At 63.6% G+C, this 21,911-nt stretch carries 16 protein-coding genes; 1 reads left to right on the top strand and 15 read right to left on the bottom strand.

The window, feature by feature from the left end; genetic code table 11:
* Positions 1-27 precede the first annotated feature (27 nt).
* The 6 genes from AC1RKI_RS18785 to AC1RKI_RS18760 form a co-directional block, all read right to left on the bottom strand.
* Positions 28-843, bottom strand: a complete 816-nt coding sequence (locus tag AC1RKI_RS18785; protein ID WP_223506337.1) for a MinD/ParA family ATP-binding protein — start codon at positions 841-843, stop codon at positions 28-30.
* Between the two features lie 12 nt (positions 844-855).
* Positions 856-3,420, bottom strand: coding sequence for a flagellar biosynthesis GTPase FlhF (flhF, locus tag AC1RKI_RS18780; RefSeq protein ID WP_244788530.1), 2,565 nt, complete (start codon positions 3,418-3,420; stop codon positions 856-858).
* A 10-nt stretch (positions 3,421-3,430) separates the two neighbouring features.
* Positions 3,431-5,518 (bottom strand): flagellar biosynthesis protein FlhA, encoded by a 2,088-nt coding sequence (flhA, locus tag AC1RKI_RS18775; protein ID WP_061958701.1) that lies wholly within the window; start codon positions 5,516-5,518, stop codon positions 3,431-3,433.
* Complete coding sequence (gene flhB / locus AC1RKI_RS18770; RefSeq protein WP_061958700.1) at positions 5,515-6,660, bottom strand: flagellar biosynthesis protein FlhB; 1,146 nt, start codon at positions 6,658-6,660, stop codon at positions 5,515-5,517. Before flhB ends, flhA begins: the two co-directional genes overlap by 4 nt.
* A 384-nt stretch (positions 6,661-7,044) precedes the next feature.
* A complete protein-coding gene (locus tag AC1RKI_RS18765) occupies positions 7,045-7,767 on the bottom strand; it encodes a YceH family protein (RefSeq protein WP_061958720.1) in 723 nt (240 codons plus the stop codon).
* 198 nt (positions 7,768-7,965) lie between these two features.
* On the bottom strand, positions 7,966-8,775 hold the full coding sequence (locus AC1RKI_RS18760) for a CsgG/HfaB family protein (RefSeq protein ID WP_061958699.1): 810 nt from the start codon (positions 8,773-8,775) through the stop codon (positions 7,966-7,968).
* A gap of 259 nt (positions 8,776-9,034) precedes the next feature.
* Here AC1RKI_RS18760 and AC1RKI_RS18755 point away from each other — a divergent pair, with 259 nt between their 5' ends.
* Entirely contained in the window at positions 9,035-9,982 is a 948-nt protein-coding gene (locus AC1RKI_RS18755; RefSeq protein WP_492796546.1) for an ABC transporter substrate-binding protein, read from the top strand.
* On the opposite strand, the gene AC1RKI_RS18750 is transcribed toward AC1RKI_RS18755, so the two are convergent.
* The 9 genes from AC1RKI_RS18750 to tssB form a co-directional block, all read right to left on the bottom strand.
* Entirely contained in the window at positions 9,972-11,342 is a 1,371-nt protein-coding gene (locus tag AC1RKI_RS18750) for a M20/M25/M40 family metallo-hydrolase (protein ID WP_492796544.1), read from the bottom strand. The two genes, AC1RKI_RS18755 and AC1RKI_RS18750, sit on opposite strands and share 11 nt — an antisense overlap.
* A gap of 137 nt (positions 11,343-11,479) precedes the next feature.
* A complete protein-coding gene (gene tssM, locus AC1RKI_RS18745; RefSeq protein ID WP_492796542.1) occupies positions 11,480-15,343 on the bottom strand; it encodes a type VI secretion system membrane subunit TssM in 3,864 nt (1,287 codons plus the stop codon).
* Between the two features lie 10 nt (positions 15,344-15,353).
* Positions 15,354-16,727: a type VI secretion system protein TssL, long form gene (tssL, locus tag AC1RKI_RS18740; protein ID WP_150982497.1), complete on the bottom strand. Its 1,374-nt coding sequence runs from the start codon at positions 16,725-16,727 to the stop codon at positions 15,354-15,356.
* Complete coding sequence (gene tssK, locus AC1RKI_RS18735) at positions 16,727-18,070, bottom strand: type VI secretion system baseplate subunit TssK (RefSeq protein ID WP_061958695.1); 1,344 nt, start codon at positions 18,068-18,070, stop codon at positions 16,727-16,729. Before tssK ends, tssL begins: the two co-directional genes overlap by 1 nt.
* A gap of 4 nt (positions 18,071-18,074) precedes the next feature.
* On the bottom strand, positions 18,075-18,596 hold the full coding sequence (gene tssJ / locus AC1RKI_RS18730; RefSeq protein WP_492796540.1) for a type VI secretion system lipoprotein TssJ: 522 nt from the start codon (positions 18,594-18,596) through the stop codon (positions 18,075-18,077).
* Between the two features lie 4 nt (positions 18,597-18,600).
* Positions 18,601-18,882, bottom strand: coding sequence for a PAAR domain-containing protein (locus AC1RKI_RS18725; protein WP_061958694.1), 282 nt, complete (start codon positions 18,880-18,882; stop codon positions 18,601-18,603).
* A 228-nt stretch (positions 18,883-19,110) separates the two neighbouring features.
* Positions 19,111-19,593, bottom strand: a complete 483-nt coding sequence (locus tag AC1RKI_RS18720; protein ID WP_061958693.1) for an Hcp family type VI secretion system effector — start codon at positions 19,591-19,593, stop codon at positions 19,111-19,113.
* Between the two features lie 211 nt (positions 19,594-19,804).
* Complete coding sequence (tssC, locus tag AC1RKI_RS18715) at positions 19,805-21,295, bottom strand: type VI secretion system contractile sheath large subunit (RefSeq protein WP_061958692.1); 1,491 nt, start codon at positions 21,293-21,295, stop codon at positions 19,805-19,807.
* A 43-nt stretch (positions 21,296-21,338) separates the two neighbouring features.
* A complete protein-coding gene (tssB, locus tag AC1RKI_RS18710) occupies positions 21,339-21,893 on the bottom strand; it encodes a type VI secretion system contractile sheath small subunit (RefSeq protein WP_492796538.1) in 555 nt (184 codons plus the stop codon).
* Between the last annotated feature and the right edge of the window lie 18 nt (positions 21,894-21,911).

The raw sequence follows: 21,911 nt of genomic DNA, 5'->3' as shown, positions 1-21,911 counted from the left end.
TCCGGTCGAGACTTCTTGTTCTTTGCTTCATGCGGGAACGGCCGAAGCCATCCCACGGGGCGATGCTGTCTGTCGCAACGGCCATGCGCCAACACTGCTGGCGATGTGCCGCAACGCGCCGGTGGCCGCGGCGGCGGGATACGCCTCCACCACGCAGCGCCCGAGCTGGAGCGCACGCGCCACCAGCGGATCGATCGGCAGATACCCTGCCAGGCCGGCCTCCACGCCCAGGTACTGGCTCGCCGTGCGAGTCAGGTTGCGCGCAAGGGCCGTGACCGCGCCTTCCGTGGCCGCCAGATTGACGACCAGCTGGAATTGACGGCATGCGTATTCGTGATGCAGCCGCTTGATGCATGCATAGGCTGCCGTGATCGACGTCGCTTCCGGGCGCAGGACGATCACGAAGTTGTGCGCGGTGGCGGCGATCGGCGACAGCGCGCCGGTGGCGTCGCGTCGCGCATCGATCAGCACCGAGCGCATATCGGGCAATTGCGCCGACAGCGTCCGCTCGTCGGGCATCGCGCCCGCCGCAAGCTGGCCGGCGGGCAGCACGCCGACGCCGCTGGCCGGGCGCGAGCCGAGCGCGGCGGCAAGCGGCACGCGTGCGGCCAGCACATCGGCCAGCGTAGCGCTGGGCGTGGCGCCGGCAAGCCGCATGGCACGCGCGCCGTGGACGTCCTCGTCCACCAGCAGCACGCGCTCGCCCTGCATCGACAGCGCATTGGCCAGGCCCAGCGCCACCGTGGTGGCGCCGGCCCCGGGTTCGGCGGCGACCACCGCGATGCGTCGCGTCACGCGTGGCGCCAACAGGCGGCGCAGGCTTTCTGCCTGATCGGAAGCCATCGGATTCAAGGCTTACTCCCCGGCCGCCGCGAACTGCGGCATGGCATCCATGGCGGCCATCGCCCGCATCGCGGACGCAGCGGATTCGGGCGCGTCGGCCGCTGGTTCGACGGCCATCATCGCGGGCGATGCGCTGCGGCCCGGATAGTTTTCCAGCACGTCCAACAGCGCCAGCAGCCGGCCCATGCCTTCGTTGAGCACCGGCCCGGCAACCGGCGCATTGACGCGCGCCGAGGCGCGACCGGCCAGTCGCGACAGGAATGCCGGCGCCGTCGGCGTCGGCGTGTGTTGCAGGCGCAGCGCGGTCAGACCCAGTTGCAGCGCCACCATGCTGGCGCAGGGCATGGTCTCTTCATCGGCGTCCTGCGCGAAATGGTCCATTGCGTGGCGCAACGTGCGGAACTGATCCTCCGCGTCGAGCGTCCATTGCGCCCAGCGCGCGACCTGCGCGGCATCGTTGGCCAGTGCCGGATCACACAGCGTGTACTCGACGGACAGCGTGTCGCCGGTGTCGCGCGCGATCATGCGCGACACCACCAGGCACGCCTCGGTGCCGGTTTCGGCAGCTTCGCCCGCGTTGGCGGCATTGGCACGTCCGCGCGCGGCGGCGCGCACCTGGCCGTCCGGCACGCGCACCAGGCAATGCGCGAGCCAGTGCACGGCATCGCGGTCGCGGCAGCGCACGTCGCCGATGGCGTGGAACGTGAGCGTGTCGGCAATCGTGTCGACCTTGTTGGCCAGACCGTTGGCAATCACGCGCGTGGTCTTGCGCGTGCCTGCCACCCAGCGTTCGCCGCTTTGCTGCCAGCGCGCAAGCGTGGCGGGGCTGGGCAGCGACGTGTTGAGGTTGACCACCGTGCGCGCGGCAGCCAGCGTGGTGCGCACCGTGGCGGCTTCCGCTTCGGCATCGGCTTCGGCCAGCGACTGGCGCGTACGGCTGGCGGGCACCACGGTGCTGGCCAGCGGCATGCCGTCGCGATCGGACAACCACAACGTCTGCTGCATCATCTGCGGCGCGCGGCGGCCCTGCACCGGCTGGGCTACGCTCTGCGTCACCGCCAGCACGTGGCGATCGCAAACGCGGCTGGCCTCGCGGCACATCGCCAGGCGCACCTGCTGGACCATCGGTCGCAGCGCCGCCGCACCGGCAGTGCGCTGCTGCCACAGCTGCCGGGCCAGATCGAAGCCGTACGGCGCGGCGTTGAGTTCTTCGACGCAGACGCCGACGGCGTTGGCGCTATCGGTCAGCGACCGCAGCATGTCGTCGGCGCCATTGCGCTCGGCCGCGCGCGGCGCCACAGCGTCGACGGCGCCGGCCTGGCGGCGCGCCACATCGGCGTCATTGAACAGCGACCCGCGACGCGGCGTGAGGAATGCGCGTTCGACCAGTGCACTGGCCTGCGCCAGTTCGAGATGTTCCGGCACGCGCTGGCCGGTCGATGCATAGAACACCGGCAGACGGTGACGGATCACCACATCGAGCACCGATCCCAGATGTGTGGCTTCGTCGAGCTTGCTGATGATGCAGCCGTCGATGCCGCCAGCGGCGCCTGCGGCGTCATTGCGATAGGCGTGCACGACTTCGTTGAGCGTGTCGCCGTGCGCGGCGCCGTTGAGCAGCAGCACGCGCTGCATCGGCGCCTGCACACCGGCCAGCATCGCGATCTGGTCCGACAGGCTGCGGTCGCGCTGGCTCATGCCAACGGTGTCGATGATCACCAGATGCTTGTCCTGCATGGCCGACAGCGCAAAGCGCAGATCGGCAGCGTCTTTCACGGCATGGACCGGGACGCCGAGGATGTCGCCATAGATGCGCAGTTGCTCGTGCGCGCCGATCCGGAATCGGTCGGTGGTCAGCAGCGCCAGGCTTTGCGGGCCGTGGCGCAACACGAAGCGCGCGGCCAGCTTGGCGGTGGTGGTGGTCTTGCCCACGCCGGTCGGGCCGATCAGCGCGAGCACGCCGCCCTGCGCAAACAGCGCGTCCTCGTCGGTCAACACCGGCACCTTGCTTGCCAGTTCCTGGCGGATCCACGCCATGGCCGCGGGGCGATCGGTGCCGAGCGGCAGGCGCGACAGCAGCGTGCGCGACAACTGGCCCGAGAAGCCCGCGTTGACGAGCCACTCGAACAGCGATTCGCGCAGCGGGTCGCCCGCGGCCACCGATGGCGCGCCGTTGGACAGCCCGGCGAACTGACGTTCGAGCATCGAGCGCATCGACGCCAGTTCGCCGCGCAGATCGTGCATCGCGCCATCGTCTTTGGCGACGGCATCGGGCGCGGTGGCGGCGAGCGTGTTGGCGGGCGCGGCGAACGGCATGCCGTCGGCCGCCGGCGGGTTGATGCCGTTGAGCGCCTGGAGCATGGGCGACGGCGAAGGCATCGCCATGGCGGATGCGGGCGGATCGTAGAGCTGCGCGCTGGCCTTGACCGCACCAAGATCGGTATCGCGCATCGCCACGATTTCCACGCCGCCTTCGATGGAGCGGTTGGAGAGCACCACGGCATCGGGGCCCATGGCCTCGCGCACCTTGCGCATCGCTTCACGGCCGTTGGCCGCCACAAACTTTGCCACGCTCATGATTCTGTCCTTACGCCGCGCCGCCGATCATGGCGGTGATGCGGATGTTGCGGTTGTCCGGTACTTCTGCGTGAGACAGCACTTTCAGTTGCGGCAGCGTGCGACGCAGGAAGCGCGCCATCAGCGGCCGTAGCGGCGCCGGCACCAGCAGCACGGGGTCGAGTCCGAGCTGTTCCTGGCGCATGACTGCGCCTTGCGCCTGCTGCAGCAGCGCATCGGCCAGCCCCGGCTCGATGCCGCCGCCGTTGGCCATCGCTTGCGTCAGCACGCGCTCCAGGCCGGCGTCGATGCCGATCACCTGCATGTCGGCGTTGTTGGGGAACAGCTGTTGAGTGATGGCGCGGCCCAGCGCCACGCGCACCAGCGTGGTCAGTTCGGCCGGATCGTTGATCTTCGGCGCGTTTTCCGCCACGACGTCCAGAATGGTGCGCATGTCGCGGATCGCCACGCCTTCGTCGAGCAGGTTCTGCAGGATCTTCTGCAGTCCCGTCAGGGAGATCGTCTTCGGCACCAGATCCTCGGTCAGCTTCGGCGCTTCCTTGGCGATGCGGTCGAGCAGCGCCTGCACTTCCTGGCGGCCCAGCAGTTCGGACGCGTGCATCTGGATCAGATGGTTCAGGTGGGTAGCCACCACGGTGCTGGCGTCGACCACGGTGTAGCCATACGCCTGCGCCTGTTCCTTGAGGCTGGCGTCGATCCAGACGGCCGGCAGGCCGAAGGCCGGATCGCGCGTCGCCGCGCCAGGCAGCGTGCCCGTGACCTGGCCAGGATTGATTGCCATCCACTGGCCCGGGCTGGCTTCGCCGCTGCCAATTTCCACGCCCTTGAGCGTGATGCGGTAGGCGGTCGGCTTCAGTTCGAGGTTGTCGCGGATATGGACCACCGGCACCAGGAAGCCGATGTCCTGCGCGATCTTCTTGCGGATGCTCTTGATGCGGCCCAGCAATTCGCCGTTCTGTCCGCGATCCACCAGTGTGATCAGGCGGTAGCCCACTTCCATGCCGAGCGGGTCGACCATCGTGACGTCTTCCCATGTGGCTTCGGCGGTTTCCGCCGGCACGGCGGGCGTGCGTTCGTCGCGCGTCTTGCTCTCGGCAACCTTTGCTTCGCGCTGCATCATGTAGCGGCCAAACCAGACCAGTCCGCCAGCCAGCAGCAGGAAGGCAAAGTGCGGCATGCCGGGGATGATGCCCATCATGCCGATAATGGCCGCGGTGATGAACATCACGCGCGGATTCGAGAACAGCTGGCCAGTCAGCTGCTGGCCAACGTCCTGCTCGTTGGACACGCGCGACACGATCACACCGGCTGCGGTGGAGATCACCAGCGCCGGGATCTGCGCCACCAGGCCGTCGCCGATCGTCAGCAGCGTGTAGTTGTGCACGGCGGTAGCGAAATCCAGATCGTGCTGGACCATGCCGACTACCATCCCTGCGGACACGTTGATGAACATGATCAGCAGGCCGGCGACGGCGTCGCCGCGCACGAACTTCGATGCACCGTCCATCGCGCCGTAGAAATCGGATTCCTGCGCCACTTCGGCGCGGCGCTTGCGTGCGCCTTCTTCGTTGACCAGGCCAGCGTTGAGGTCGGCGTCGATGGCCATCTGCTTGCCAGGCATCGCATCGAGCATGAAGCGCGCGCCGACTTCGGCGATACGGCCTGCGCCCTTGGTGATTACCATAAAGTTGATCACCACCAGGATCGCGAACACCACGATACCGACGGCGAAGTTGCCGCCGACCAGGAAGTGGCCAAACGCCTCGATCACCTTGCCCGCGGCGTCCGGGCCGGTATGGCCCTCGAGCAGCACCACGCGCGTGGAGGCCACGTTCAGCGACAGACGCAGCAGCGTGGAGAACAGCAGCACGGCGGGAAACGCGGCGAAATCGAGCGGGCGCTGCGTGTACATGCCGACCAACAGCACCATGATCGACAATGCGATATTGAACGTGAACAACAGATCCAGGATGAACGCCGGCAACGGCAGAATCATCATGCCGAGGATCATCACGACCAGCAGCGGGCCAGCCAGCGCCTTCATCTGGGCGCCGCCACGCAGTGCGGGCGAGTTGAAAAGGTTGGTCAGAGCGTTCATGCGCGGCTTTCCGGTACGGCTAGTTCATCCGGCACCAGCAGCTCGGCCGGCGCATTGGGCTGCGGGCCTTGGCTGTAGTGCCAGTGTTTCAATTGAAAGACCCAGGCCAGGACCTCGGCCACTGCGGTGTACAAACCCGCCGGGATTTCCTGCCCCAGTTCGACGTGACGGTGCAGCGCGCGCGCCAGCGGCGGCGCCGACAACACCGGCACGCGATGCTCGGCGGCCAGTTCGCGGATGCGCGCGGCCACTTCGTCGGTACCTTTGGCCACCACGCGCGGCGCGTTCCAGCGCGCCGTCTCGTCGTAGCGCAGCGCCACGGCGAAGTGCGTGGGGTTGGTCACCACCACGTCCGCCTTGGGCACTTCGGACATCATCCGGCGACGCGCCATGGCCCGCTGCTGCTGGCGGATGCGGGCCTTGATATGCGGATCGCCATCGGTTTCCTTCATCTCCTGCTTGACCTCTTCCTTGGTCATGCGCAGCTTCTTGTAGAACGTCCAAAGTTGCCACGGCACGTCCAGCGCCGCCACCAGCAACAGCGATCCGGCCACCATCGCGCACACGTACAGCACCATGTCGGTCATGTGCAGCAGCGCTTCCTCGATCGGCGCGTTCATCAACGCGACGGCTTCGGGGATCTCGCGCCACAGCAGCCACGCGCCCACGCCGCCCACCAGCAGGGACTTGGCGATGGCCTTGGCCAGTTCCACGAGCGAGTTCGACGAGAACATCCTGCCGATGCCGGCCAGCGGCGACATGCGCTTGAAGTCGGGCGCGAACGATTTCGTCGAGAAAACCCAGCCGCCCAGCGCCAGCGGCGCCACCAGCGCCGCCACGCCAAACATCAGCAGCAGCGGCATGAAAGCCAGCAGGCTTTCCCAGATCGCCACGCCGAACTGCGACAGCATGCGGTGCGTGTCGAACGCCGTGGCGGGCTCGAACGCCAGGCTGGCGTGCATCACGGCATTGAGCTTGCGGCCGAGCATGCCGCCCATGACCCACAGGCCCAACACGCCCGTCATCAGCATGACGAACGTGCCGAGTTCGCGCGAACGCACCACCTGCCCCTCCTCGCGCGCCTTTTCGAGGCGCCGGGGTGAGGCGGGTTCGGTTTTTTCGAGATCGCTTTCCTCGGACATGAATGCTCCAATACGACGCGCACGGACGGCACTTCGTCACCGAGGATTATCAAATCCCGGACTGGAAAGCATTGGGGGGAAAAGGCGGGGAAACAGGTGCCTGTTTCAGGAATGAGCGGGCCAGCGGAAATAACGGCCCCGGGGTGCCAATCTTTAGCGCGACGCGCCGAAAATGTGCCGATTCCGCCCATTGGAAGTGCGCGCGGCGACGAAGATATGGCCGCCGCCGCCGCGCATCGTGCTACCGGAAGAGGCCTTCGGCGGCACCGGCGCCCATACGGCGGCGGGCTGCCGGACAATTCGCAAAATCTGCGATCGTCTTATAAAAAGCGTGCAATTGCGCGCGATCGCCCCCACGCGCATATCGGCTCAGTGGACGACGTTTCAGGCCGAGCCGTCCTCGGAAGGCGCCGTGTCGATCTTGATGCCAAGCTGGCCGGCCATGTCTTCGACCAGCGCCTGCAGGCGCGCCACCTTGTCTTCCAGGGCGCGATGGCTGATGCGCAGCGCTTCGAATTCCGACGGCGATACGTCTTCGTCCGCGCTGGCGCCGCGCGGCGATGCGCCCCATTCGGCCGCGCTGACCTCGCCGCACATCAGGTGCATCCATCGATGCTCGCGTTCGCCCGGCGCGCGCGGCAGCTTGACGACCAGCGCCGGCGTGCGCTCTGCAAGTTCGTCCAGGAATCCCTCGACCGACGAAATATCGGCAAACGCATGCAGGCGCGCTGAATTGAGCCGCAGTTCCGCCGCGGTTTGCGGGCCGCGCAACAGCAGCGTGGAAAGCAGCGCCGCCGACTGGCTTGGCACACCGAGCACTTTTGCCAGATTCTGCTCGAAGCGCGGCACACGGCTGCTGCTGCCTTCGAACACCAGGCTCAGGGACTTCAGGCCATCGATGGCCGTGAGGATTTCGGCCTCGCTGGCGCTCATCACCGGCGAGCGTGCGGTCTTCTGGTTGCATCCGGCCACCAGCGCGTTCAGCGACAGCGGATAGGTGTCCGGCACCGTAAGTTGCTTTTCAAGCAGCACGGCGACGACGCGGCCCTCCAGCGCGGTCAGCGCGCGCATGGGAGGTCGGGCGGGTCTGTCGGGAATGGCATCCATCGATAAGAAGCGAGCGTTTGCGAGGCAGACATTGAAGCGCAACGCCCGCGGCGACGCAACCGAATTGGATGCCCCGGCACGCGCCACCATGCAAAAAAGGCCGCAATCCCGACGACCGCGGCCTTTCGTCATACCAAGCGACGCAGCGAGGTTCGCGGTCTTTGACCGCGTTCGATCCGCGTTGCCCGGCGTTACGCCTTAGTTGACCTTCAACTGGCCGCCCGTGCCCAGGCCGCCCTTGACGTTCTGCGCCTTGTACTGTTTGACGGCGGTGACGAGGTTGTTCAGCGAATCGGTAAACGCGGCGACCACCACCTTGCCTTGCGGTGTGTTCGAGTACGCACCTGCGCTGCCGCGCGCGCTGTTGCCCATCAGGGCGCCGAGCATGCCGTAGTCGATATTCTTGGCCGATCCTTCGGCGGCGGCCAGCTGCACGCTCGAACGGTTGTCGACCAGCGTCAGCAGCGTCGACGCCTCGGCGCTCTTCATGCTGCCGGCCACGCTGGACAGCACGCCGCCCACGTGCGGCACCCACGCCAGCAACTGACCCGACCCACCGCCGGTGTTATTGCTGCTGAAGGTGATGCTGGGGCTGACCGTGTAGTCGGCCGCCACCATCTGGCCCTTCTGCAACTTCGACTTCTTGCGCAATTCGCCCGTTGCGTTCAGGGCGCGTTCGCCCATCGCGGCGTCGAGGCCACGGCCGCGATCCACCACGACGAAACAATTGGACTGCTGCACCAGCAGCTTCAGTACCGGAACCGTGCTGCCCAGCTGATACTGGCCGGTCAGGATGCCGTACCACGGCGCAGAAGTGTCCTCGATGATCGATACCGTACCCAGCGGCGCATCGCAGCGCTGCAAGGTAGTCTGTGCGTTTTGCGATTCGGTGCCGCCGACGGAGCCGGTTGCCACCGTCTTCGCATCCTTGGCGCCCATTTGCATGTCGGCGCACGCACCCAGCAGCAGCACGGCGGCTACGGCGACTCCCGTTGTCTTGAAACCCATTGCGACCCTCTTTTATTGGATTCTTTGTCTAAATACGCGCGAGTCGTCAAAAACGACAAAAAGGCCCCGTTCACCCGATCGCGCGCAACCGCCGTTATGGCGGAAAGTTCCCGTGACGATAACCACACTTGAGTGTTATTTACAGCACAATTCAGATGTGATAGTCGCGGCACTCACGGCATAAGGATCGGCGAAATGATTCGTTGGCCGGCGCATCGTCAACGCTTACGGTCTGCGTTTTCCCATCAGAAATCAGACGATGACCGCCTCCCGCCGCCAGTTTCTTCATGCCGCCAGCGCTGGCGCCATGCTTGCCGCCGTTCCCGCCCTGCGCGCGCAGACGCGACCGCTATTGAAGGCGGGGGATCAGAAGGGCGGCCTGCGCGCTCTGCTGGAAGCCGCCGACGCGCTGAAAGGCCTGAGCTATGACATCCAGTGGACCGAATTCCCCGCTGCGGCGCCGCTTGCAGAAGCGCTGAACGCAGGCGCCGTCGACAGCGGGCCGATCGGCGATGCGCCCGCGATCTTCGCCCTGGCCGCCGGCACGCGCATCAAGCTGATCGGCGCCAACCGGTCCGACCCGTATGGCACAGCGGTGCTGGTGCGGCCCGATTCGCCGCTGAAGACCGCCGCGGACCTGAAGGGCAAGCGCATCGGCACCAACCGTGGTTCGATCGGCCATTTCGTTGCGCTGAAGGCATTGTCGTCGGCAGGGTTGCGGCCCGAAGACGCCGACATCCGGTTTCTGCCGCCCGCCGACGCCAAGCTCGCATTGACCAATGGATCGGTCGACGCCTGGGCGACGTGGGAACCCTATACGGCCATGGCGGAGACCAGCGGGCATGCGCGCGTGCTGGTCAGCGGGCGCGGGCTTTGGTCGGGCTTGAGCTATCTCGCGGCGACCGACGCGGCGCTGGCGGCCAAACGTGCCGTGCTCGGCGATTTTCTGCAGCGCATCGTGCGGGCGCAAGCGTGGTCGTATCAGCACGTTCCCGAGTTCTCCGCCACGCTGGCGCGCATCATCGGCATTGCTCCGGAAGCCGCGCGCCTGCAGTTCGAAAGGCGCCGCACGCAGTGGCAGCCGATCGATGCGGAATTGATCGCCGTACAGCAGCAGACCGCCGACTTTTACCTCAAGTCAGGGCTGCTGAAGCAACGGCTCGACGTCGCCGCCACGTTCGACAAGGGCTTCCCGATCAGCGCGTGATGGGCGGCTTGCCGGGACGGCGCTCGAGCAGCGGCGCATCGATGCCCTGCACGCCCACGAGGCCAAGTACCGTGGTGAGGCCCCATTGCGCGCCTTCATAGGCATGGGTGGGGTCGAACCACTCGTCGCGCGAATGCGATCCGCCCGATTTGCCGCCGCTGCCGATGATGATGGCCGGGATACCGAGTGCCATCGGCACGTTTGCGTCAGTGCTGCCGCCGCGCAGCGAAGGCGCTTCCTTGCTGTTGGCCTTGATCACGCGCACCGCCGACTGCACGATCACCGCGTTGCCGGGCGTCATGCCTGCCGGACGATCGCCGATCTGGCGCGCCTGAAACGTGATTTCCTGCCCCTTTGCGGCCGACCATCGGCGGTTTTCTTCGGCCACACCCGCCGCAATCGCGTCCATGATCTGCTTTTCGGTCTCCAGCAGCGACGGCGTGGCATTGGAGCGGATATCGATGGCCATGCGCGCGTCTCCCGCAATTGCGTTCACCGACGTGCCGCCGCCAACCGTGCCCACAGTGAAGGTAGTCTTTGGATCGGCCGGGGTGCGCACGTCGCCGATCTTGCCGATTGCGCGCCCCATTGCGTGGATGGCGCTTGGCAAGCCAAACGCGCCAAAGCTGTGGCCACCCGGACCGCGGAACGTGACCTCGTAGCGATGGCTGCCGGTGCCTTGTGTCAGCACGCGCTCGCCGGTGCCCGGCTCGATCCCGACCATGCCATCGATATCGGGATGATCCCTGAACACGGCGCGCATTCCGCGCAGATTGCCAAGCTCTTCCTCGCCGACGTTGCCCACAAAAACCAGATCGCCAACCGTGCGCACGTTGTTCTCGTTGAGCACCTTGAGCCATGACAGCAGAACCGCCAGGCCACGCGTGTCATCGCCGATGCCGGGCGCATAGAGCTTGCCGTCGCGCGATTTCACCGTGACGTCGGTGCCCTCCGGAAACACCGTATCCAGATGCGCGGAAACCAAGAGCTTGGGCCCGTTACCGGCGCCCTTGCGGATGCCGATCGCATTGCCTTCGGCGTCGATGTGCGCATCGTTCAAGCCCAGCGCCTTCAGCCGGGAAACGAAATACTCGGCGCGCGCCTTTTCCTTGAACGGCGGCGCGGGGATTTCGGTCATCGTCTTCAGCTCGGCAAGCGCACGCGCATCGTCGGCACGCACATCGGCCATCAGCTTGCGATACAGCGGCGATGCTTCGAGTTTTGCGTAGGCACTGTCGACAGCAGGCGAAACCTGCGGAACATCGAGCGTCTGTGCGTGGGCGGGGCCGATCGCCGCGGCAATGGCGGTGGCCGTGGCAAGCGAGAACGCGGTACGGCGAAGGCATGACACGTGTGACATGGGGGCAGAATCCTCCGGCAACGAACGGGAAGGCCCAATGTCGAGCAACGTGTTGCGATGTCCGCCATCGCTATAGGTCGACATCGGGATGTCGGCGCATTGTGCCAGCGATTGGCGTTTCGTGTGGCGCGGCAGGCTCAGCCGGATCGCCCGGGGCAATGAAAGCCCTGCAGCAGGGTTGTGGTCCACGGATTGGGCAAACCGCCCATACCAATGTCGAAACGGGCCTTGCGCCCGTCGAAATCAAACTCTGCGGTAATCTGGCTGGTGCCAGACGCGACCGATAATTTGGCCTGATCGATCAGCCGCATCAGCGCCCATGGGCCATTGGCGACCTTTGTCGAGGTATCGGGCCGCACACGCGGATTGGCCGTGATCTCTGCGCGCTGCCCGCCGCGCGATCCAGGCCAGGTGACGTTCATCGGCACTACCGGGCCATGCACATAGCGCTGGACCTGTCCGTCGATATCGAGTTGCAGCGAGACGATTTCGGGATCGACTTCCATGATCTTCATGTCGACCTTCCACGCCAGCTTCTTGCCGCTCGGATCGCGAAAGAACACATTGCGAATCTCCTTGGCGTGCTGAAACGGCACCAGGCTGGGGCCAGCGACGGGCGGCACGTCGGGTGCGGTGAGCTTGTAGCGCCAGGGCGAGGTCGTCGTGTCGACATGGGGAGCAAGCACCTGCTGGAAAAAGTCGTCCAGCACGCCACCGCTGGCGAAGATGCGCACGAAATCGTCTGCGTCGACATCCTCGGCGGCGGTGGGCATGAACGGATACTTGCCTTCGATCGCGCGCCGGCATTGCTCGCCGATCACGGCGTCCATCTTGGCGACGAGGATTTCGCCCACGCCCTGATTGACATCGCGCGTGCCTTGAACCACCAGATCGGCCAGCACGGCATTGAACGGCGCCGGCAGCTTTGCGGCTTCCATGCGCAATTGATCTCCCGCATCGGCCGGCGGCGGCATATTGCGCGTGTTCAGCGCATTGTTGGCCACCACCAGCGTGGTGTAGTAGGCGTTGACCAAGCCGGAGATGGCATCGAGACGCGGTTTGCCCGACGTGGACGACGTATTGCCGGCGCGTGGATCGGCCTGCCCGGACACCACTTCGCGCAGCGCCGCGAAACGACTGTCCACCAGATCCCATTCCTGACGCGATTCGGCACGCGCCTTCAACACCCCATCTTTGATACCGAGTTTCTTCTCCGCCTGCCCAGCGGCGTCCGACAGCAGCTTGTCCTGCATCTCCATCGGCCGGCTGAGCGTCGTCTCGCGCACCGCGGCCCGCCCCAGCCGCGCCAACGGCGAATCGGGCGCGGCAAACTGGCGCAGGACGTCCAGATCGAACGCTAGATTGTTGCCTGTCAGGGTACGGATATCGGCAAGAAAGACCGTCCAGCGCCGGGCGTATTCCGCCAGGTAAAGCCGGCGGATTTCGCGCGTGAACGGATCAATGCCGCTCACCTTGCCCACCGCGCCCGCCACGGTTCCGGACAGGGATTTGCGCTGGCGGTCGCCCATCACCCACGAGTCGGCCACCTGGGCCTTGCTGACGAACTCGGCCAGCCGCGCGTTGAATACGTCGTGGTATCCGTCATAGGTGAAGAGACCTGGAACGCCCCGCTCCACCGGCTCGCCACCAGCGCGTGTAAACACCGTGCCTGCCTGCGGACCGACCGCGCGCAGCAATGTGAAGTCCTGCGGCGCGTCCTGGGCCATGGCGGTCTTGGCCTGCTCGTAGAGCCGCTCCACCGATGTGCTGTCGTCCAGAAAATCGCGCGCTGACTGCACCAGCGTTTCATTGCGCGCATACGGCGATTGCACCACGCGACTGCCATCGAGCAAGCGGTTCAGATGTTCGAGCGCCGCGATGCGGCCGCCGAAATCGTCGGCGGCGTTCCCGGTGCTCCAGTCGGCCTGGACCCACTCGCGCACCTCCGCGGCGTTGAACTTTTCCGCCTCGTGCAGCATCAGGTAGATCCGCAACGTCTCGTATGTCGCGCGACTGTCCTGCGCGGCGATGGCTGCGGTCAGGGCCGCTTCCACGCGATGCACCAGATACGGGACCAGCAGGTTGTCCTGTAGCGCCGCATGGGTCTTGGTCGTCGCGCTCAGAATGCGCGGCGCCGTGTAGAGTCCGTAGCGCCACGCCAGCGCCGGCGACGCGGGGTCGAGTCCCGGATATGCGGCAATATCGTTGGCCCCGTCCAGCAGTTCCGGCACGGCCGCAGTCTGCGATTGCTTGTAGAAAGCGACAACCCTCTGCGAGACTTCCTGGGCTTTCGCCGTCACCTGATTCAGGTACTGGCCATTGTTCTGGTGGCTTTCACGCAGGCCGAACATCATCCAGACGAACAGCGCCAGGCAGACCGTGTGGCAGAGCACACGAAACAGGCGGAAGCGAAATGCCCAGCGCAGGTTTGGGCGGACCAGATACGCCTCCGGCACGATGATGCGCTGAATCACCTCCTGCAGGAAGAAGCTGCGATACCCGCTTGCATGGGTTTTTTCGACGCGCACGAGGTTGCGACCGCCGGGCTCGTCCGCGGCCGATGTCATGTGGGCGCCGCGCGATCGCTCCAGCGCGCGCATGACCGTATGCGGATTGCCGATGACCGTCTCGCCGGTCTGCAGCGCGCTGGTGAAATAGACGCCGCGCAGCATCGGACGATGCTCGGTATTGTCGTAGCGCGAATCGAGAAAGACATGCTCGAGCACGTTCAGCAACGGCACTGTCAGGCTTTGCATGTCCTCGCGCATGCCCTGCATATGACTGCAGGCGGTCTTGTCGAAGACCTCGTACTGCCTCAGGTTGAGCCCATCGCGCAGCCGGTTGATGAGGACGTCCAGTTCCGCGCGGCATTGTTCGATCAGGCTCGCAGCCTGCGCGGCGCGCTGTCCGCGGCCCTCCTTCAGTGGCAACGTGAAGCCCCACGGTTGCGCACGACCCTCGCTGGACAACGTCTGGAAATACTCGGCAAAGCCCGCGATCTGATCGATCTTCGTGACCACCACATAGATCGGAAACTGCACGCCCAGATCCTGGCGCAATTCGATCAGCCTGGCGCGTAGTGAGGCCGCCAGCACGCGAAGCGCATCGGGTGACTTGGTCAGCAGATCGGGACAACTGATAAACAGCATCGCGCCATTGACCGGCGTACGCGGCCGCGCTTTTCGCAGCAGGCCCAGCAGGGTCTTCCACTCCGCACGGTCCGCCTGTGCATTCTGTTCCTGATCCGTATAGCGCCCAGCGGTGTCGATCAGCACCGCTTCGTTGGTCATCCACCATTGCACGTTTTCGGTGGCGACCTGTGCTTTCGCAATGCCTGCCATTTGCTCGGCGATCGGAAATTCCAGACCGGCGTTGAGCAGCGCCGCAGTTTTGCCGGCGTGCGCCGGTCCTATCAACAGATACCAGGGCAACCTGTACAGATAACCTTTGCCTTCGACCAGGCGCCGGATGCCGCCGGTCTTGCGCATCCCCTTCAACTGGCGCAATGCCGTCTGCATGAGATTCGTCAGCAACGCCACGGCGTTGTGCGTCGACGCGGCGTCCGCGGATTCCACATCGTCATCGAGCTTCAGTATTTTTCTGGCAAATGCCTTGTCCGCCACGAGCCGCTTCCACAGGCCGTAAAACATCAATGCGAACGACACGACGACGACGATGACGATCGTCACGATGCGAGTGGACTGCGGCACCAGCGGTCTGAATTGCCCAAGCGCCAGCATCGGTCCCGCGTGCCAGATCAGCAAGCAAAACGCGACGCTCGCGATCGGCCATAGTGGCAGCCTGAACCACCACAGCATCACGAGCGCTGCCAGCAAGGCGACCAGTGTCAGACGTATGCCGACTCCTGCCAAGGGCTGCCAGTCATCGAACGCCAGCAACGGGCCGATGAACCATACTGCGACCGCAATCAGCACCGCCGTGCCCAGCGCGATCACACAAGGCCAGAAGGCGCGTGGCGCACTAATTTTCCGAAAAAACATGCGATGGTCCTTATGGCTGCGTCACGATGATTTCAACGCGGCGATTCTTTGCGCGCCCGGTCGCAGTCTTGTTGTCGGCAACCGGTTCGGTGTCGCCTTTGCCAACGGATTTGATCCGCCCCGTGGCAACCCCTTTGCTGACAAGGTATTCGCTCACGGTGAGCGCCCGCGCTTCCGACAGTGCCTGATTGGAAGGGAAACGTGCGGTACGGATGGGGAGGTTGTCACTGTGGCCAACCACGGTCACGTTGCCGGGAATCTGGGCCAGTTCCGCGGATACCTTGTCGAGCAGCGGCAGGATGGATGCCTGCACATCACTGCGGCCACCTCCAAACATGTCATCGCCGCGAAAGGTGACGACGCTGCGCGTGGCGTCTTCCTGCACGCTGACAGCGCCGCGCTCGATATCGCCTTTGAGCCGTTCCTTGAGTCCGAACACCTTCGACGGCTCCGGCGGCCGCAGCTTGCCGATGGCCAGGATCTGCTGCTCCGCCGCCTCGGTTTGCAGCAGCAGGTGGTATTTGTACCAGGACAGCATGCCAAGCACGACGATGCCGAGCAACGACGCGGTCAACCAGATCGGCACCGTACGGAACACGCCCAACGGCTTGGCCGGCACGCCGCGCCAATGTGGCGACAGCTCGCGTGGAAGCTCGCCGCGCTTGGCGGAGACCAGCCCTAGCAGACGCTGGCGAATGGCGTCGATCTGCCGATGTCCATCGGGAACACCGGCGTAACGCCCCACGAAACCCAGCGACAGAACCTGATAAAACACCTCGATCAGGTCGAGGTGTTCGTCAGACTCGCTAAGCAGCTTGGCAAGCAGCTGGAAGCAACGTGTGCCGCCGGCCGTGTCCTGATGAATGCTGACCAACAGGCCGTGTTGCGGCCAGCCGCTCAGGCCCCAAGCCCTGGTATGCGCGGCTTCGTCGAGCGCGGTGCACAGCAGATAGCTCGTGGCAATGATGTGTTGACGGCGAATTGCCGCGCGCTCGCACAATTGCTGAAATTGCTCAAGTTCCAGAATCAGCAAATGGCGCAGTTCCATCGCCATGCCGGAGAACTGCGAGGCTCCCGCGGCGCTGCCGGTTTCGGACGTCATCCGCTGCGCACCCGGCAGGTGGTCTGGCATCTCGGCCAACGCGCGCAATAGCGGCTGCGCTGCCTCGAGCAGCGGATTTGGCGCGGCCAGAATGCGCGCCAGGGTCTGTTCGCGCGACTCCGCTGGACGCCAGTCCCATGGGCCGCGCTGCGGGCCTGTCGCGTCCGCTTCTCGCGCGCCCGCGCCGTCCCGCGCGGATGACTGAGACGGCTGTGCGCCTGAACTCGTTTCTATTCCCGCGATGCTCTGGCCGCTGTTGGCGCGGTTGGTCGATTCGCTCATCAGCTGCGCACTCCCCATAGATCGATGCGGAGTTCAGGAAAGCTACCAGCCACGTGAAGTGCGAGACCACCGAATTTTGTCACCTGTTCCCACAGCGGATGCGACTGGGAGATTTCGAAGTAGATGTGTCCTGCATTGAACGGAATCTGTCGCGGCGGCACCGGCAGCACTTGAAGCGGCACGCCAGGCAAATGCGAGCGAATCAGTTCGGCAAGGCGGCCCGACGGCCCAACCTTGGTTTGCGCGGGAAACTGCTGCGTCAGCACATCCGCAGGGATTTGCGCATGGACCGCCAGCACAAATGTGGAGAAACGCGGGATCTCGGCGGGATCGAGCACGGCGAGGTACAAGCCGTGTCGTTCGTCGCGCAGTTCGATGCGTTGCGCGCCACGTTCAAGCACCACATTCAGCAAATAGCGCAAATCATCGACAAGTGGCCGAATGCATGTGTGTGGCTCCGCGTGACGATACGGCGGATAGGCGGCGGGGCGCCGCGTATCCGTGCGCACGAAAGTGGAAAGCTCGCCAGCCAGCGCCGCGAAAGTCGTGTAAAGCGTTTCCGGCGACGCTGACCTGGCTTCGAGCAGGTGCTTGAGCACCGGCTCATGGCGATTGAGCAACTGCAGGATCAGATACTCGGAAATCTCCGCGGCATCGGCCCCGCGCGTGCCACCAGCGAGGACACCTTCGGCCAGCGCATCGGCCCTTAGATGCAGCAGGCCGTGAACTTCGACGAGCCAGTTCAGCAGTTGATGACTTGCCGGAAAGACGTTGACCGGTGGGATCAGGGCGGTGTCGAGCCGCACACTGCCATCGGCCCGGATTTCCGTAATGCGTGCCAACGGCAGCCCAATCCATGATTCAGTGAGTTCGTTTTCAGGAACAAGGCGCACACGGAGATCCGATAACTGCACCAGCTTCGGCCCTTGCGCGATCGAATTGGCATCGACAAGCTCCCGCTCGAACGCGTGGTAGCGAGCCAGGGAATCGCGTCGCTCGCCAAAGCTGGTTTCATCGGCATTCGGCATGCGAATCGGCACGGCAAAGTGAATGATCTGATTCAGATGCGTCGGCCCAATCGCCAATGGCGCTGGCGGCGTGGTCTGCCCTGGCACATCGAACGGGGTGCCATCCTGGAACACCCCCGCCGCCTCGGAAAGCACCAGCTTTCCCAGCGACAGCGCTTCGGTGTCGATGCTGTACTTGTGAAATCCCCAGAAAAATGGGCTCAACGACGCGGCACGCTTGTGCGCGTAGTGTTCGAGATAGCGCTCCTGCTGTTGAAACAGCTGCGGGCGCAGGAACAGACCTTCGCTCCAGACAACCTTGTTGTACCAGCTCATGACGTCAGTCGGGTTTTGAAATGGATATGGCCTGCTGGTCCAGGGTCACCTGCAGTTCGACTTCGCTTGCCGGGATTACCGATCGATACCATGCAGATCTTGGGGCGCTGGGCAGCACGTGCACCGCGCGCCATTGCGCTTTGCCGAGGTCCCGATAGCCGACGAGAAATCCCAGTATGTGAGCGCCCTCTTGCAATTTGCGCTCGACATTGCGCGTCTCGCCCGGGCGCAGCACGAATTCGTCGCGCGCCAACAGGTCCTGCGCCAATGCCGTTGTGTCCGATTTGTCGAGAAGGAAATAATCGGCGTTGACAAAGGCGGCCTCGGTCTTGAGTTCGTAGACACGTACCAGCACCGGGGATGCGCGCCCCTTTTCATCGGGATTGACATTCGCCTTCGCGGAAATGGAAAGATCGAGCTTCATGCGTTCCGTCTGCGCGGATGAGCTGGCGCAGCCGGCCAGCAGCGCAATACCCCAAAGCCCTGCCACAATCGCCGTCCGCCGCCGCAAAGGTTCGACGCCCACGGAATCAGCCCCCCACCGTAGCGGGCTGGCTACCGATGAGCTGACATCCGCATTCGGTGCGATGGCCCTCCAGTGCTACCGGCTTGCCGTCGACAAGACAGGTGTCGTCGCCTTCGCTGATGGCGTTGACGCCGTGCGGCTTGCCGCCCGGATCGACCATCGGGCAGGCCACGCGATCGCCCTTGCGCGCTATCGGCCGGCCGTTCAATAAATGTTTGTCCGATCCCGAAATAACCTTGCCGCCGTGGGTGGTGCTGTCACCGACAGTGATCATTTTTTTGGACATATTCAGCGGTATCCTCGATCCGAGAAGCTTCCCTATCGCGAGAGATTCATATTCCTTGCATCCAGATATATTTATTAAACGTTTGCAACGAAGTTCTGCGCGGTAAATACAACATGGTGAAAACAGAATGAAATGGGTCGCCGGTGAAATTCCGGTGTTTGACTAAGTCATTTTTGGCAGCACCGACGACCAACACTTCGGAGTCTATCGACTCACTGCATCGTCGAATTATTTCTCTGCGTTTTTCTTGAAATCGTATTCCGCAGTGATTGTTGCGCCCTTGGCACCCTTGTCAGTCTGCGGGGTGTATTCCTGCTTGATCGATGCAAAGGCCAGATTGAACGATTCCGTCGGAAAGTCGGATCCGCCACCTTGCTGACTCACATGGGAGATGATCACTTCCGACATCGTAAGCTTCAGGTATGCAATACCGCCGCCGCCGGCCTTCCGGCATACCAGCTCCGCACTGCCGATGGCATCACCTTTCGTACACAGATTCATCAGCGTGGCGGACGCGCTGTCGATACGGTGCACAATGTAAAGATCCGAAGCCGACGCCTTACCTGCGCCGCCACCGGTGCCTTCATGAATGTTGACAGGCTGACTGATGCTCCAGCCCCAACCGTCCACCTGAATATAGTCCTTGAATTCCTTGTCCTGGGATTCACCCTTGACGCCATCGATTTTCAAGAAGAAGTCTTGATTAGACATTTGACAAAATCCTTAATATTAGTAAGTTGGGATAGACCCGGTTAAACATCCCGAACGTGGCAACGAGATTCACAACAGTTGATCGTCACCACGCGGCTAGGGAAGTCTTTCATTCAACGAGTAGGACACCGTTTTAGGTCCACCGCGTCGAAAGATTCTTCCGGAACACCAGCCGCGGCACGGCTGGTGTCCGTTAACCTTCATGGCTTGATCAAGCCGCCTGCACCGCTGGCAATTGCGCCACCAGCCGCAACGACACGGTCAGGCCTTCCAGCTGGAAATGCGGACGCAGGAAGAAGCGCGCGTTGTAATAGCCAGGATTACCTTCCACGTCCTCGACAATGACCTCCGCCGCAGACAATGGGCGGCGTGCCTTGGTCGACTGCGACGAATTGCGCGGATCGCCGTCCACGTAATCCATGATCCAGTTGTTCAGCCAGCGCTCCATGTCTTCGCGCTCCTTGAACGAACCGATCTTGTCCCGCACGATGCATTTCAGGTAGTGCGCAAAGCGCGAGCACGCAAACATGTAGGGCAAGCGCGCCGACAGGTTGGCGTTGGCCGTTGCGTTCGCATCCGCGTATTCGGCTGGCCGCTGCAGCGACTGAGCGCCGATGAATGCGGCGTAGTCAGTGTTCTTGCGATGAATAAGAGGAATAAAGCCGTTCTTTGACAGCTCGGCTTCGCGCCGGTCCGAAATGGCGATTTCCGTCGGGCACTTCATGTCCACGCCGCCGTCATCGGTCGGGAACGTGTGGGACGGCAGGTTCTCCACCACGCCGCCGCTTTCCACGCCGCGGATCAGAGAGCACCAGCCGTAGTTCTTGAATGAGCGGTTGATATTGACCGCCATCGCGTAGGCCGCGTTACCCCAAACATACTTGCCGTGATCCGTGCCATCCGTCTCCTCTTCGAAATTGAATTCGTCAACGGGATTGGAGCGAATACCGTAAGGAGCTCTGGCAAGCATGCGCGGCATTACCAGACCGATGTACCGCGCATCCTCGGAATCCCGCAGGCCGTTCCACGGTGCGTATTCGACGTTGCTGAAGATCTTGGTGATGTCACGCGGATTGGATAGTTCTTGCCACGACCCCATCTGCAGCACCGAAGGCGCGGCGCCGGAGATAAACGGCGCGTGGGCTGCCGCTGCGATCTTGGCGATCGAACCCAGCATTTCGACGTCCGGCGGAGTGTGGTCGAAGTGATAGTCCGCGACCAGGCAGCCGTAGGGTTCACCACCCATCTGACCATATTCCTCTTCATAAATGCGTTTGAAGAGCGGACTCTGGTCCCATGCCGTGCCTTTGAACCGCCGCAACGTGCGGCGCAGTTCGTCTTTGGAGATATCCATGACACGGATTTGCAGCTGTTCGTCAGTCTCCGTGTTCGATACGAGATGGTGCAGACCGCGCCACGCCGATTCAAGTTTCTGGAAGTCGGGGTGATGCAGGATCAGATTGATCTGCTGGGAAAGCTTCGCATCGATCGCCGCGATAAACGCTTCGATGCTTCGGTACGCATCGTCTCCGATCGTCAATGACGAAGCCAACGCCTGCTCGGCGAGCGTCTTGACTGCGAGATCGACCGCGTCGCGCGCCTGGTCGGTTTTCGGGGAAAACTCGCGATTGATCAGTGCTGCAAAGTCCGATTGCTCGAGCGTGGGGGCAGCAGATTGTTCTTGATTGGATACGGAAGACATAGAAATCTCGTGAGAAATATGGCGTCAGGAAGTTGGCACCGGATCAGGCTTCGGCGTCCTTGGTCTCGGTGACCGGCTCGCTTGCGGGCTCGCTGGGCGATTCGGGCTTCGCCGAACTGGCCAGCGCCTTCATCAATGCCGGGTCTTTCAACAACTGATTGATCAACGACTCCGCCCCGGTCTTGCCATCCATATACGTCTGCAGGTTGGCAAGCTGCGTCCGGGCCTCGAGCAATTGCTTCAGTGCATCGATCTTCTTGGCGATGGCGGCGGGAGAAAAATCCTCCATGCTTTCGAACGTCATATCGACCATCAGTTGGCCCTCACCGGACAGCGTGTTCGCCACGGACATCGCAACGCGCGGCTTCATCGCCTTCATGCGGTCATCGAAGTTGTCGATGTCGAAGGGAAGGAACTTGCGATCGGCCACCGGCGGCAGTGGTTCAGTCGGCTTGCCGGAAAGGTCGGCCATCACGCCCATCACAAAGGGCAATTCGACACGCTTTTCCGAGCCGTACAACTCGACGTCATATTCGATCTGCACACGCGGCGATCGATTACGTGCGATAAATTTTTGGGAACTGTTTTGACCAGACATGGATATATCCTTTGAGAT

It is taken from the genome of Cupriavidus sp. GW822-FHT06G04 (assembly GCF_058799075.1).
This window is presented reverse-complemented; position numbering and strand designations above follow the sequence as displayed.